General features: G+C 49.2%; 16 protein-coding genes and 1 pseudogene. All 17 read right to left on the reverse strand.

Annotated elements, in window-relative coordinates; all coding sequences use genetic code 11:
* Positions 1-36: 36 nt before the first annotated feature.
* Entirely contained in the window at positions 37-945 is a 909-nt protein-coding gene (atpG, locus tag T497_RS0102075) for an ATP synthase F1 subunit gamma (protein ID WP_028514188.1), read from the reverse strand.
* 14 nt (positions 946-959) lie between these two features.
* Positions 960-2510, reverse strand: a complete 1551-nt coding sequence (gene atpA, locus T497_RS0102080; RefSeq protein ID WP_431602421.1) for a F0F1 ATP synthase subunit alpha — start codon at positions 2508-2510, stop codon at positions 960-962.
* Positions 2508-2987: pseudogene (gene atpH / locus T497_RS19010) on the reverse strand (ATP synthase F1 subunit delta); the annotation flags it as partial. The gene atpA and the pseudogene atpH, both read right to left, overlap by 3 nt.
* A complete protein-coding gene (gene atpF, locus T497_RS0102085; protein ID WP_028514190.1) occupies positions 2984-3472 on the reverse strand; it encodes a F0F1 ATP synthase subunit B in 489 nt (162 codons plus the stop codon). The pseudogene atpH and the gene atpF, both read right to left, overlap by 4 nt.
* 32 nt (positions 3473-3504) lie before the next feature.
* Entirely contained in the window at positions 3505-3723 is a 219-nt protein-coding gene (gene atpE / locus T497_RS0102090) for an ATP synthase F0 subunit C (RefSeq protein ID WP_028514191.1), read from the reverse strand.
* A gap of 24 nt (positions 3724-3747) precedes the next feature.
* On the reverse strand, positions 3748-3966 hold the full coding sequence (atpE, locus tag T497_RS0102095) for an ATP synthase F0 subunit C (RefSeq protein ID WP_028514191.1): 219 nt from the start codon (positions 3964-3966) through the stop codon (positions 3748-3750).
* Positions 3967-3992: 26 nt separating this feature from the next.
* The gene (locus T497_RS0102100) at positions 3993-4655 is read right to left on the reverse strand and encodes a F0F1 ATP synthase subunit A (protein WP_028514192.1); all 663 of its coding nucleotides are present in this window, start codon (positions 4653-4655) and stop codon (positions 3993-3995) included.
* A gap of 238 nt (positions 4656-4893) precedes the next feature.
* Positions 4894-5238 carry a hypothetical protein gene (locus tag T497_RS0102105; protein ID WP_303796387.1) on the reverse strand — a complete coding sequence of 115 codons (345 nt, stop codon included), beginning with the start codon at positions 5236-5238 and terminating at the stop codon, positions 4894-4896.
* A 54-nt stretch (positions 5239-5292) separates the two neighbouring features.
* Positions 5293-6234 carry a GDP-mannose 4,6-dehydratase gene (locus tag T497_RS0102110; protein WP_028514194.1) on the reverse strand — a complete coding sequence of 314 codons (942 nt, stop codon included), beginning with the start codon at positions 6232-6234 and terminating at the stop codon, positions 5293-5295.
* 16 nt (positions 6235-6250) lie between these two features.
* Complete coding sequence (locus T497_RS0102115) at positions 6251-7372, reverse strand: glycosyltransferase (RefSeq protein WP_028514195.1); 1122 nt, start codon at positions 7370-7372, stop codon at positions 6251-6253.
* Entirely contained in the window at positions 7365-8516 is a 1152-nt protein-coding gene (locus T497_RS0102120; RefSeq protein WP_028514196.1) for a glycosyltransferase family 4 protein, read from the reverse strand. Before T497_RS0102120 ends, T497_RS0102115 begins: the two co-directional genes overlap by 8 nt.
* A gap of 12 nt (positions 8517-8528) precedes the next feature.
* The gene (locus T497_RS0102125; RefSeq protein ID WP_155266831.1) at positions 8529-9302 is read right to left on the reverse strand and encodes a hypothetical protein; all 774 of its coding nucleotides are present in this window, start codon (positions 9300-9302) and stop codon (positions 8529-8531) included.
* A gap of 9 nt (positions 9303-9311) precedes the next feature.
* Entirely contained in the window at positions 9312-9584 is a 273-nt protein-coding gene (locus tag T497_RS0102130) for a hypothetical protein (protein WP_028514198.1), read from the reverse strand.
* Between the two features lie 32 nt (positions 9585-9616).
* On the reverse strand, positions 9617-9886 hold the full coding sequence (locus tag T497_RS0102135) for a hypothetical protein (protein ID WP_028514199.1): 270 nt from the start codon (positions 9884-9886) through the stop codon (positions 9617-9619).
* 92 nt (positions 9887-9978) lie between these two features.
* Positions 9979-11016, reverse strand: a complete 1038-nt coding sequence (gmd, locus tag T497_RS0102140; protein ID WP_028514200.1) for a GDP-mannose 4,6-dehydratase — start codon at positions 11014-11016, stop codon at positions 9979-9981.
* A 63-nt stretch (positions 11017-11079) separates the two neighbouring features.
* Positions 11080-12144 carry a mannose-1-phosphate guanylyltransferase gene (locus tag T497_RS0102145; protein WP_028514201.1) on the reverse strand — a complete coding sequence of 355 codons (1065 nt, stop codon included), beginning with the start codon at positions 12142-12144 and terminating at the stop codon, positions 11080-11082.
* Complete coding sequence (locus T497_RS0102150; RefSeq protein WP_028514202.1) at positions 12141-13529, reverse strand: sugar transferase; 1389 nt, start codon at positions 13527-13529, stop codon at positions 12141-12143. The genes T497_RS0102145 and T497_RS0102150 overlap by 4 nt, the downstream gene beginning before the upstream one ends.
* Between the last annotated feature and the right edge of the window lie 184 nt (positions 13530-13713).

Here is a 13713-nt window from a genome sequence, read left to right on the forward strand (position 1 = left end):
TTTCGATCGGGAGCCCGAGGGCGGCGTTCCCTACGATTATTCAACGAGAGACTGTGCTCCGCCGCATACCTCGGTTATCTCCTGAGTGATAGCCGCCTGTCTTGCACGGTTGTACAGCAGGGACAGGTCTTTTATCATGTCCTTTGCGCTGGTAGTAGCCGCGTCCATAGCGGTCATACGGGACTGCTGCTCACAGCAGAACGCCTCTACCATAGCTCCGTAGATGATACCCTTTGCGTACTGTGGGATAAGGTAGTTCATTACCTCCTCGGGAGAGGGCATGAACGAAGCCTTTGGCAGCTTCTTCATAGTACCGTCAGCCGCCTTGCCGAAGTGCTTTCGCTCAAAGGGCAGCAGCCGCAGGGTTCTTGTCTCCTGTAGGCTCGAATTGACCATATCCGTATAGATGAGATATACCTCGTCCAGCTCGCGGTTCTCGAACTTTTCCAGAACTATCTCCGCCACTTCCTTTGCTCTGTAGAGCGTTGGATTTTGGGTGGTATAGAGGAACTCGCCGTCAACGGAAGCCTTTTTGCCGCTGTTGATACGCCTCTGGTAGTACATTCTGCCTACCTGTCCCATAACGAAGAGGTAGCAGTTATCAAGGTCGGCAGCCTCGTCCAGCTTCTGGTCGGTATATTTGAGTATGTTGTGATTGTAGCTTCCGCAGAGTCCCTTATCGCCTGTGATGACGATATAGCCCTTTTTACGCTTATCCTCGGGGATATCCTTACGTCTGTCGAAGTAGAGCTGACGGGTGTGCGGAGTGTGCTCCAGAACGCTCTCAATGGTGGACTGGAGCTTGTAGAAGTAGGGCTCTGTACACTCAAGGGACTTCCTTGCCTTTTTCAGCTTGGAGGACGACATGAGGTACATAGCATTGGTGATTTTCAGTATCTGCTGGATACTTGCGATCCTTTCACGGATCTCTCTCATGTTAGGCATAGCTTGTCACCGCCTTATTCTTCAAAAGCTGTGAGTATTCTTTCGATACGGTCTGCAAGATCGTCGGTGAGGACCTTATTCTCATCTATCTCGGAGGTTATATCCTGACCGTAGCTTCTGATATATGTCATGAGGTCTGTGCGGTATTCTCTCAGCTCCTTGAGGGGGATGCCCTTGAAGAAGCCGTGCTGTGCCGCATAGAGGAGTATTACCTGCTCGGAGTGGGGCAGTGGATTATACAGGGGCTGTTTAAGCAGCTCTGTGAGCATTCTGCCGTGGTCGAGAAGCTCTGTTGTGGACTGGTCAAGCTCCGAGGAGAACTGTGTGAATATCTCCATTTCCTTGAACTGAGCAAGGTCGATTCGGAGATTTCCCGAAGCCTTCTTCATAGCCTTTGTCTGAGCCGCGCCGCCCACACGGGATACGGAAAGTCCGTAGTTCACCGCAGGACGGAGACCTGAGTTGAAAAGCTCGCTCTCTAAGAATATCTGACCGTCTGTGATAGAAATAACGTTGGTCGGGATATATGCGGAGATATCGCCTGCCAGAGTCTCGATGATAGGCAGAGCTGTCAGCGAACCGCCGCCGTGCTCGTCGTCAAGACGGCTGGAGCGCTCGAGAAGTCTCGAATGGAGGTAGAATACGTCACCCGGGTAAGCTTCACGTCCTGGGGGACGGTGGAGCAGGAGGGACATGGCTCTGTATGCAACGGCGTGCTTTGAAAGGTCGTCGTATACTATGAGTACGTCCTTGCCCTTTGACATGAAGTACTCAGCGATAGCCGTGCCCGAATAAGGCGATATATACTGGAAAGGCGCAGGATCGCTTGCCGAAGCCGAAACGACTACGGAATAGTCCATAGCGCCGTACTTTTTCAGTGTGTTTACTATCTGTGCAACGGTAGAGGACTTCTGACCTATGGCAACATAGATACAGATAACGTCCTGTCCCTTCTGATTGATTATGGTATCAACGGCGATAGAGGTCTTACCTGTCTGTCTGTCGCCGATAATGAGCTCACGCTGTCCGCGTCCGATAGGGAACATGGAGTCGATAGCGAGGATACCTGTCTGCAATGGGGTATTTACGGGCTTACGCTCGATAACACCCGGAGCTTCGCGCTCGATAGGGAAGTAGTCCTCAGCCTTGATAGCTCCCAGACCGTCGATAGGCGAGCCGAGAGCGTCAACTACACGTCCGAGGAGCTCGTCGCTTACGCCGATACCTGCTCTCTTGCCTGTTCTGATAACGGAAGAGCCCTCTGTAAGACCGTGGTCGTCACCAAGAAGAACGACGCCGATGGACTTCTCTTCAAGGTTCTGAACGATACCTCTGATGCCTGTTTCAAACTCGACAAGCTCGCCGTACATTACGGAATTCATGCCGTAAACTCGTGCGATACCGTCGCCAAGACGGGTGATGAAGCCTGTTTCCGTAGCGCCTGACTTTACGTCAAAGTCGCGCACCTCTGTTTTGAGAACGGAAATGATATCGCTGTTCTTGCTTTTTACAGAGGAAGGAGCGTCTACGTATTCAGCCGCCTTGGTCTGGAGAGTGTCCTTCATAAGGCGGAGACTTGTGCGGTAGCTCTTGTCGTATTCAAGGTCGCCTGCGTTGAGTATGAAGCCGCCGATGATATCGGGATCGTGCTTGTACTCTATGTCAACGTCCTCTTTGACGAACTTCTCCATGATGAACTTGCGGAGATCAGCCTGCTGAGACTCCGTAAGGGGAGTAACATAGCGGACTACAGCCTTGATGCTGCCCTGCTTGTCGAGGAGCATATCCTCGTACTCGTCAAGTATCTCGCCTATATTTGCCACAGCGCCGCTGCGGACAGTATTTATCATGAATTTCTGTACCGATTCGGGGAAAAGCTTGCTGATTATGCCGCGCTTTTCGTCGTGAGTAACAAGGGGATTTGCAAGAGTATCAGCCACATCGGGGCAGGTCTCCAGCACACGCCTTGTCTCGGAGCAGTCAGTCTGGGAAACGTCCAGACGTACCAGCTCTTTCAGGAGTTCTCTGTCTGTGTCTCTCATTTCTTGCCCTCCTCATCGGAAAGGAACTTATCTACAAGCTTGCGGTTCTTTTCGTCGTCAACATTCTCGCCGATGATCTTGGAAGCAGCCTCGATAGCAAGGTCTGCGATCTCGGACTGAGCCTGACGGAGAACGCGCTTTCTCTCGTTTTCTATGGTCTTGTCGGCGTCGGCAACTATCTTTTCAGCCTCCTCCTGAGATTTCCTGATAATTGCACTGCGCTCGGATTCAGCGTCCTCATGCGCCTTCATGATTATCTGGTTAGCCTTTTCCTTGGCTTCGCTGATAGATTCCTCATATTGCTGACGGAGCTCTTCAGCCTCAGCCTTTGCCTTTTCGGCAGAGTCGAGGTTATCCTGTATAGTACGTGTACGATCAGCCTTCATCTTGTTTATAGGCTTGAAAAGGAATATCCTCAGCAGAATAAACAATATCAGTACATTTATGACAGTCTCGACAATGTACCAGAATTCAAATTTGATCATTATATGCCCTCCTTATGTGTATCTGCTTCGGCTTATGCCTTGCCGATAATAAGGATAGCGATAACGAATCCGTAGATAGCGGTAGCCTCTGCGAGAGCACAGCCCAGCAGGAGAGCTGTTCTGATATCGCCCTTTGCCTCGGGCTGACGAGCGATAGATTCTGTAGCCTTAGCTGTAGCGATACCTATACCTACACCTGCACCTGCGCCTGTAAGAACGGCGATAGCAGCGCCAATTGCGATGAGTCCCATTTTAATATACCTCCATATATGTGATTATGCCTTACCGATGATAAGAATAGCGATAACGAAGCCGTAAATAGCAGTAGCCTCTGCGAGAGCACAACCGAGAAGCAGTGCTGTTCTGATGTCGCCCTTTGCCTCGGGCTGTCTTGCGATAGATTCTGTAGCCTTAGCTGTAGCGATGCCTATACCTACGCCTGCACCTGCGCCTGTAAGAACGGCGATAGCAGCGCCGATTGCGATAAGTCCCATAAATTTATACCTCCGTGAAGTTGAAGTTATTCTTCCTCAATGGCTTCAGCCATGTAAAGTGAAGTAAGGAATACGAATACATAAGCCTGTAAGAGTCCGTCGAAAATATCGAAGTATGCGCTTGCGATAACAGGAACGCCTATTGCGCAGAGACCTGTTTTTATAAGCTCCATGACTACGAATGCACCGAGGACGTTACCGAAAAGTCGCATACACAGCGACAGCGGTCTTGTCACAAGGTCCAGCAGATTTATAGGGTTCAGCAGGCTCTTGAGCCATTTCAGCGGTCCCTTTTCGATGATGAACGACAGCTGAACGGCGATTATAGCGACGCCTGCCAGAGCAGCCGTGACGTTTACGTCCTTTGTGGGCGGAACGAAGCCGAACAGACCTATTAAATTGGCAAATGCTATGTAAATTATCAGAGTTTCGAGGAATGGCAGGTATTTTTTGCCCTTATGACCGAGTATGCCGAGGAAAAAGTTATCCAGCCAGTCGATTATGCCCTCAAGTATGCACTGAGAGCCTGTGGGTACTTTTTTGAGCTTTCGTGTAAATATTATGGACAAAAGAACGATAACTGCCATTATTATCCACGTTACCACACATGAATCGGCAACGGGTATACCTCCGAGAATCGGTATCGTAAAGGCGGTCTTGGATTGCAGCTCTTCCAAAAGATTGTCCATTTAAACACCTTCTTTCAGTATGGCTTTGTGCCAAAATAATAAAACGGAGACTGCAATTACACAAATCTCCGTTGATTGAGTCTTGATAGAGTATAGATATACGGTCCGACGGACTTTTTTCAAGCAGCGGTGGTATATCCTTTCCACACCCTTATATAATATAACAAAATCCGTCCATTGTCAAGAGTTTGACGAAAATTTATGCATAATCATTGGGAATATCAAAATATATATTTTGTTACTTTCCGTCGCCCTCTGAGAGCTTTATTGCGCGGTCAAGGCGCTCTATAGCACCTGAGTTGAGCTTTTCCGTGAGACGTATGCGGTCAAGCTCTTTCTTGAACGCGCCAAGCTCGTTGGCTATCTTGCGCATAATGTCTTCGTTCTGTATCTGCTTGTCCTCTAAAGCGCATACTCTTTTGATAAGGTCGTTGACGTTTGCGGCAAGAAGCTCGTTGGCGTTATTCTGTTTTTCGCCGAATTCCGTAAGCTTTTCGCCTGCTTTGAGGGTACCTATCTTCTCGTGACCTGTAAAGGTGCGCATTTTCTCGTTTGTAAGCTTTAAATCGGACAATTTGTTCACTTCCTGTTCTTTTGTTTTTCTGTTTCTTTATTGTTCTTTTCCGAGGAAAGTCCCTTAGGACATGAGCTTTTCGCGCCAGTAGTTGAGAGTGTCCTCAACGGTCTGCTCCATGGTTATCTCGGCTTTCCAGCCTGTATCGCCGAAGATTCGGGACACATCGGGTTCTATCAGCGGTATGTCCGAAGCTCTCATGCGGCTGGGGTCCTGCTTTACTTCGATATTGCATTTTGCGAAAGACAGAGCAGTATCCAGTATGAACTGTATATCCACAGCTCTGCCCCTGCCCACGTTGTAGACAGTGCCGCTTTTGCCCTTTTCACCGAGGAGCCTGTAGGCTCTCACAACGTCGCGGACGTCAGTGAAATCGCGCTTTGCTGAGAGATTTCCCACGCTTATGACGGGCTCGCGGAGGCCTTTTTCAATTTCCGCTATCTGACGGCAGAAATCCGAGATAACGAAGATATTGCTCTGTGCAGGTCCCGAGTGGTTGAAAGCGCGAACCATGATTATATCCATTTTGTAGGCGCGGGCGTATATCTCGCCCAGCATACCCTGACAAGCCTTTGTAGCGGCATAGATATTGCCGGGATTCAGCGGTTCGGACTCGCTGAGCGGACAGGCTCCCTCACGGATATAGCCGTATTCCTCGCCTGAGCCGATGAGCACGGTGCGAATGTCCTGCTTTTTGGCTTCGCGGAGAGCTTCAAGTACGTTTATGCTTCCCACAACGTTTATTTCTGCGGTGAGCTGAGGTTTTTTCCACGATACGGAAACGGAGCTCTGAGCCGCAAGGTGATATACGATATCGGGGGATATTTTGTCAAGAAGCGCCGATATATCCTCTTTTTTCAGGATATCCAGCGGATATGAGGGACAGCTTTCGCTTATATTCTCATTAGGCAGACAGGTCGCGTGTACCTCCCAGCCTGCGGAGCTGAGCTCGCGGATAAGATAGCCGCCCACAAAGCCTGCCGCACCGATTATCAATGCTTTCAAATGTCTGCCCTCCTGTTTATTTCAGTAATTCGTATAGGTCGTTCAGTATCTTTTTCTCGTTGAAGTCCGTCTGTACGCGCTCTGCGGCGGCTCTGCCGTATTTTTCGCGGAGCTCCTTATCCTCTGCGAGGAGAGTTATCGCCTTTGCCAGAGCCTTTGGCGACGAGGGCGGTACGGTAAGTCCTGTTTTGCCGTGGAGACTTACATATGGAACTCCCGAGGGGAGAGATGTGTTGATTACGGGCTTTCCGTAGACCATAGCTTCAAGCTGTACTATGCCGAATGCTTCGCTTGGAGCTACCGACGGGAGCACGAAGATATCGCAGTCGGCGTAAGCCTGACGGAGCTCCTCATCGGGGAGAAATCCCAGAAAATGTACCTTGTCCTCCATGCCGTGAGCGGCGGCGTAGCCTTTCAGCCTGTCGCCCAAATCGCCTGTGCCTGCAATGAAAAGCTCACAGCCCTTTACCTTTGTAAAGGCGCGGAGAAGCACGTCAACGCCCTTGTAATAGACAAGTCTGCCTGTGAAGAACACCTTGACGCTGCTCTTGTCAGTGGCTCTTTCGGTGAGCACGGGACGGCGCTGTACGGCGAGGTACTCCTCGGGGATTATTCCGTAGGGGAGAACTCTGCACTTGTCCGCAAATTCGGGCAGATACAGTGAGTGCTTAACGTGTCCCTCCGTAGCCGTCAGTATGATATCAGCCCTTTTCAGCAGATAGCGCATGAACGGCTTGTAAAAGAGCATGAGTTTTTTCTGCTTTACGATGTCGCTGTGCCATGAGACTACCACTTTGCCCTTGAATCCCGACAGCATGAGTGCAGCGTCAGCAAGGGGAAAGGGTACGTGTATGTGTACGATGTCGGCTTTTTTAGACATTTTTCGCAGATATCGGATAAACGACAGCGATATGGGACATTTGAAATAGGTCCCGAAGCTTCCTGCACGGGTAATGTCAACGCCGCACATCTTCTCGCGGATAGTCCTGCCCCGTCCGTCGCGGCAGACCAGAGCCTTTACCTCGACGCCGTCAAGCCTGCCAAGCTCCTCGGAATACTGCCTGATTATGGTTTCTATACCGCCGATATGGGGATAATAAGCTTTGTTTACTTCAAGGATTCGCAGTTTTTTATTCATGTTTCAGCTCCCTGTATACGTCCATGAGCATTTTTGCGGAGCGCTCCCATGTGAAGCCCTGCGCTCTTTCAAGTCCTCGGCGGCTCAGCTCTTCGCGGAGCTTTTCGTCGCTGTAGAGCCTGTAAAGTCCCTTTGCTATGCTCTTTACGTCGTATGCGTCGCAGATAACTGCGCAGTCGCCTGTTACCTCGGGGAGTGAAGCCTCACCCGAAGCAAGCACGGGTACTCCGCAGGCCATAGCCTCTAAAGGCGGCATACCGAAGCCCTCGTACAGTGACGGGAAAACGAATGCCAGAGCACCGCACATGAGAGGATTCATGTCCTCTGAGGGGACGTATTTTGTGAAGATGATATTCTTTTCCATGCCAAGCTTTTCAACTCGGCTGTAAATTCCCTTGTCGAGCCAGCCCTTGCCCCCTGCAAGCACTAATTTCGGAGCTTTTTCTCCGACCTTTTTGGCAAATGCCACATAAGCCGATATAAGGCGCTCTAAGTTCTTGCGTGGCTCGATAGTACCCACATAGAGGAAGTAATCTCCCTCTATCTCAAGTGACTTCTTCACCTCGGGGATACGCTCAGGCTCTGTGCAGGGGTGAAAGCGCTCGAGGTCGACTCCGCAGGGAACGACTCTTATCTTGCTCTCACATTTGGGGAAATATTTGATTATCTCGGTCTTGGAAAATTCCGAGTCCGTAACGATAAGGTCTGCACGCCTTATGGAGCGTTTCAGACCTATATCAAGCATATATTTAGTCCTGCCGCGGACTGTCTCGGGAAAGGTCTTGTACACCATGTCATGGACGGTGACTACCTTTTTGCCGTGGACAAAGGGCGGCACTATATAGTTGAAGAAATGGGTGATATGGGACTTTCTGCCGAAGAAGAACGAGTAGGGAACAGGCAGAAAGGTGCTGACAGCTCTGTAGACAAAGCCCGAAAAGCCCGATGTATTGAGCTTTATATCCTTGCCTGCAAGCTGCTTCACGCGCTTTACGCGCTCATTATCGCCGCTTGTAAAGAAGCTGTATTCGTATTTGTTTTCGGGGTAAAGCGATGCTACAGCCTGAGTCTGTCCAAGCTCGCACCAGCCTATGCCCGTCATTTTTTCGCTGCAAATAGGCACAGCGTCGAAGGTGATGTTCATAATAGCTCCTGTTTATCTGCTCAAAATAAGCAGATATATCGTAAAAATAAGCAATCCTGCCGATAAGGCGAGGAATATGCAGAAATAAGAGATACAGCCTATAAGAGAATACTTCTGTACATATACAGTTTTTTTGTCATCTCTGTCATATAGAAGTGTCAGCTGCTGTTTTTTCATTTTTCGTGAAGCCGCTGCAAAATCGCGGACAGCTTCCTCATGGTACGCTCCGTCATCAGTGGTATAGCCGAATATAGCCTTAGCATTCCTGCCGTATATCTGCCACCGCAGGAATCTGCCCTCGGTGCGCAGGCCTGTTTTTTCAAGCCTTATGCATTTTCTGAGACTGAAAAAAGACGACAGCGTTATAGCACCCATAATTCCGTTGAAAGCTGCGGCAATAGCTATAGCAGGGCTGAAAATAAAGCCTATCGCTATAAGAAGTGCTGCACAGATAAGAGTCAACAGTGTTATCTTCACCATTCTTTTGGGCTGTTTTATCGCGAAATATATCACAGGTACAGCGAGAATGGCGAGATAGATAATGTCCCACCACAGATCGGGATCAATGAAAAATGCAGGTACGGTCAGTGCTGCGATAACGCCCAGCACGAGAAAAAGTGCGGAAAGCGAGCCCAGCGGATCGGCTATGAGCAGCTTGATATATTTTGCGATAAGAACGCCGATAATCACCAGACTGGGTACAGCTGCAAGTGCTATCAGACCATAATCCTCTAAGATCTCCTTGAATCTCTCCGAAAAGCTGAGCAAACAGATGAAATTCATCATATTTCCGCCTTAAAGCATTACCTTGTCTGCTATTTCTCTTTCAAGGTCGTCGATATAGCTGTCCGTCTGACTTACAGAGAAGCCCGAAGCAGGCAGGAACAGTATTTTCGCCTTTCTCAGCGGCATATGTCTTATTTTCAGCAGCTCTGCATTGATAACTGCGTCGGATATCATCATTCCGCTTATTCTGTCGATAAGCGCATTGTAGGCGTCTATCTTTGCGAGGACGTCATTTTTGACATAGCCCCCCAGCACAGTGTCAAAATAAATCTCATTTCCCATAGTAACGCTCCTTTCAGAAAGCGCTGTGTGTTTTACTTGAATGCTTTTGCGATACCTTTTTCAAGGTCTGCGATGTAGGCGTCGGTATCCTTCACGGAGAAGCCCGCCTTGCCGAAAAATCCGCCTTTTTCCCTGAACATAGGCTGCTGGTGGATAAGCTCCAGCTCAGCCTTTGCCTTGTCGTTGGGAAGACCGTTCTGCATTGCGGTTATGAGTGTATTGTATGCGTCCAGTTTGGCTATGAAGGACTCCTGATTGTAGCCACCCTTCTCGTAGCCTAAAATATCAAGCTCCATGCCCATATTTATACTCCCTTTTATCATTTTTACAGCAGACCGAACCCCTCTCAAAGGACTGTATCCCCAGTCCCTCCGACCTGCTGTTATGGTTTATATCAGCCAAGTATCTCCTTGACCTTTAATTCATTCTGTACAAGCTCCAAGTCGTTCTTTACCATGCGCTCAACAAGCTGTGAGAAGTTTATCTCGCGCTTCCAGCCGAGAGTTTTCTCAGCCTTTGAAGGATCGCCGAGAAGTATATCTACTTCGGCAGGACGGAAGAACTTCTTGTTTACCTTTACGATAGTCTTGCCGTTAGCCTTGTTGATGCCTATCTCGTCAACGCCTGTGCCCTTCCACTCAACCTCGATATCAAGGTGCTTGAAAGCAGTTTCAACGAACTCGCGGACAGTTCTTGTCTCGTTTGTAGCGATAACGTAGTCGTCGGGCTTGTCCTGCTGGAGCATGAGCCACATAGCGCGGACGTAGTCCTTTGAGTGTCCCCAGTCACGCTTTGAGTCCATGTTGCCGAGCTCCATGTACTCCTGTACGCCAAGCTTGATGCGTACAGCGGCGTCGGTTATCTTACGTGTAACGAACTCTATGCCGCGGCGCTCCGACTCGTGGTTGAAGAGGATACCTGAACAAGCGAAGAGGTTGTAGCTCTCGCGGTAGTTCTTTGTTATCCAGTGACCGTAGAGCTTAGCTACGCCGTATGGGCTTCTCGGGTAGAAAGGAGTTGTCTCCTTCTGGGGTATCTCCTGTACAAGACCGAACATCTCAGATGTGGAAGCCTGATAGAAGCGAGCCTCGGGCTTTACTATGCGGATAGCCTCCAGCATATTTGTAACGCCGAGAGCGTCTATATCTGCTGTGCCGAGAGGTGTATCCCAGCTTGTAGCAACGAAGGACTGAGCGGCAAGGTTGTATACCTCGTCAGCCTGTGATATCTTCATAGCGGAGATGAGAGACACAGGATCTGTCATATCGGCGTAGATAAGGTGCACCTTGTCCTTGAGGTGAGCGATATTGCCGTAATCAACGGTAGCCTTTCTTCTCCAGATACCGTAAACGTTATAGCCCTTTTCGAGGAGAAGCTCTGCAAGATAAGAGCCGTCCTGTCCTGTGATTCCTGTAATAAGTGCGTTTTTCATATTTATACTCCTTTTATTCAAATCTGAGCTGTAGGGGGCGATGCCCGCATAATAATTCTCAATTTATATAAATTCTGTTCTTTCCTGCTCTTTCAGCTGAGCAATGACCTTCTTTACGTCCTGTGTGTTGTTCTTTGAGCACACAAGGAGGACGTCGTCGGTATCGACGATTATGATATCTCTTGTACCAACAGCGGCTATAAGGCGCTTGCCGCCGCATATCGTGGTACGCTTTGAGTCAATGGTGATAACGTCGCCGTCGATGTAGTTCTTGTCGTCGTCGGTCTCGTTGATACGCTCAACTGCCAGCCAGCTTCCCACGTCGTCCCAGCCGAAGCTTCCGGGGATAGTGTAGATGTGCTTTGCCTTTTCCATGATGCCGAAGTCAACGGATTCGCTTCTGAATGCGGTGAACTCCTTAACGAGAACGTCCGTGAACTGCGGAGTGCCGAAAGCTTCTCCGATACGGACAGCTCCCTCGTATATATCAGGCATGAGAGCCTTTAGATTGAGCATAATGGAGGATATCTTCCATACGAACATACCGCTGTTCCAGAGGTATCTTCCCGAAGCAAGGTACTCTTTGGCGGTAGCAAGGTCGGGCTTTTCAACAAAGCGCTCAACTGCATAGACATCGCCCTTTTCCTCGCCGAAATTGATATAGCCGTAGCCTGTTTCGGGATATTCGGGAGTAATGCCTATGGTAACGAGGCGCTTGCCTTTTTCAGCGGCTTTTATAGCCTTTTTCAGAGTATTGATGTATATCTCCTCATAGCCGATGAGGTGGTCAGAGGGCAGTACCAGCATTACTGCGTCCTCGTATTTGCGGTTGATGACAGCCGCCGCAAAGGCTATACAGGGCGCGGTGTTCCTTGCGCAGGGCTCAGCCAGTATATTCTCCTTCGGGATATCCGGGAGCTGGTCGTGTACAAGGTCTGTGTAAGCTGCATTTGTAACGATGTAGATGTCCTCAGCCTCAACAATGGGCAGAAGTCTTTTTACGGTTTTCTGTATCATGGTCTCTCCGTCTTTTGTGAGGGAGAGGAACTGCTTGGGAGTAGCATTTCGGCTCTTTGGCCAGAAGCGCTCGCCACGTCCGCCTGCCATGATAACTGCGGTGGTCTTCATTTCTCTGTGTTCTCCTTTTTTTCGCTGTTCTTCGCCCCAAGGAGCAGCTCCTCGGTCTCGGCGTTGTTCTTTGGTGGGAAGAGCATTGTCTTTAATGTCATTAATATTATTTGAAGGTCGAGACGTATCGAGTAATTTTCTATATACATCAGGTCCATTTTCAGCTTGTCATAGGGTGTTGTGTCGTAGGCTCCCGTAACCTGCGCATAGCCCGTTAGACCTGCCTTTACTTTAAGGCGGAAGCCGAATTCGGGCATTTCCTTTTCGTATTCCTTGGTGAGCTCGGGACGCTCGGGACGCGGTCCTACCACGGACATATCGCCCCTCAGGATATTAAGGAGCTGAGGAAACTCGTCCACGCGGAATTTTCTCAGTATCTTTCCCACAGGAGTTATGCGGTCGTCTTCTTCCGAAGCGAGACGGGGCTTGCCGTCCTTTTCCGCGTCAACTATCATGCTGCGGAACTTGTAAACGTCAAACTCCCTGCCGTTGAGGGTAAGGCGCTTCTGCTTGTAGAACACGGGACCGCCGTCGTAGAGCTTTACAGCCAGTGCGGATATGAGCATGAAAGGCGCCGCAGGGATAAGCGCGATAAGTGAGAATATAACATCGAATACGCGCTTTAAGAGCTGCTGCTCGAAATCAAGTCCGTAATTTCGGCAGAGCATTAGAGGTGTATCGAAGAGACGGATATCATCTGCGCCTCTTATTATAATATCTGAGATTTTCGGGGCGATATACGCACGTTTGGAGTGCTCGAAGCAGAATTTCAGGTAATCGTTTCTCTGCTCGGCAGGGATATCGCATATGATAGCGCCCTCGTATTTCATAATTATCTCGCGGACCTTTTCCTCGGGCTCGTTTATGCTTATGGACTCGCATATCATGTACTTGTCCACACGCTGGCTCATTTTAAGGACTAAAGCCGCCGCCTGATGACTGCCATATATGATGACCAGCTTTCTGGGCGGATATATCATGAAGTACAGCTTGCCTGCAAGGAGAGTCCATAGGGCTATGACTCCCATATCCGCGCAGGTCATCAGCGCCACAGGAGCAACAGCCATGAAATGTCGTCCTATGAGGCTTATGAGAAAGTATGAAACTGTATTTACGCAGACCATTGATATCATCTGCGCGTACAGCATATCGGTCTTTTTGAGGTAGCCCAGCTTGAAGCCGCCGTAGGCTCGGAAAAAGAGCCATACCAGCAGGCAGTATATAGCGATGAGCACCCAGTTTCCTCGTCTGTAGTAGGGGAGCACTATCTCACCGCTGTAGTTCTTGTACCATACAAAGGCGAAAATGCCCGTAAGCATGGCGAGAAGCAGTATTCCCGAAATAAAGGTGACGAATCTTTTATATAAATCTCTGTTTTTGTTCATAATCCTTATCCGCTTGTGACGGACGCAGTCTCCTTGTGATTCTGTATTTATTATCTCTCTGTGCCGCAAAAAGCGGTACAGAGTTATTATAGCAAATCTGGAAAGACCTGTCAATATAATTTGACGTATTTGGCAATAAATGAAAAGATATTATTGCGTTTTGCACAAAAACAGATTAATTAAT

The organism is Ruminococcus flavefaciens MA2007, from assembly GCF_000621845.1.
GTDB classification, from domain to species: domain Bacteria; phylum Bacillota; class Clostridia; order Oscillospirales; family Ruminococcaceae; genus Ruminococcus; species Ruminococcus flavefaciens_E.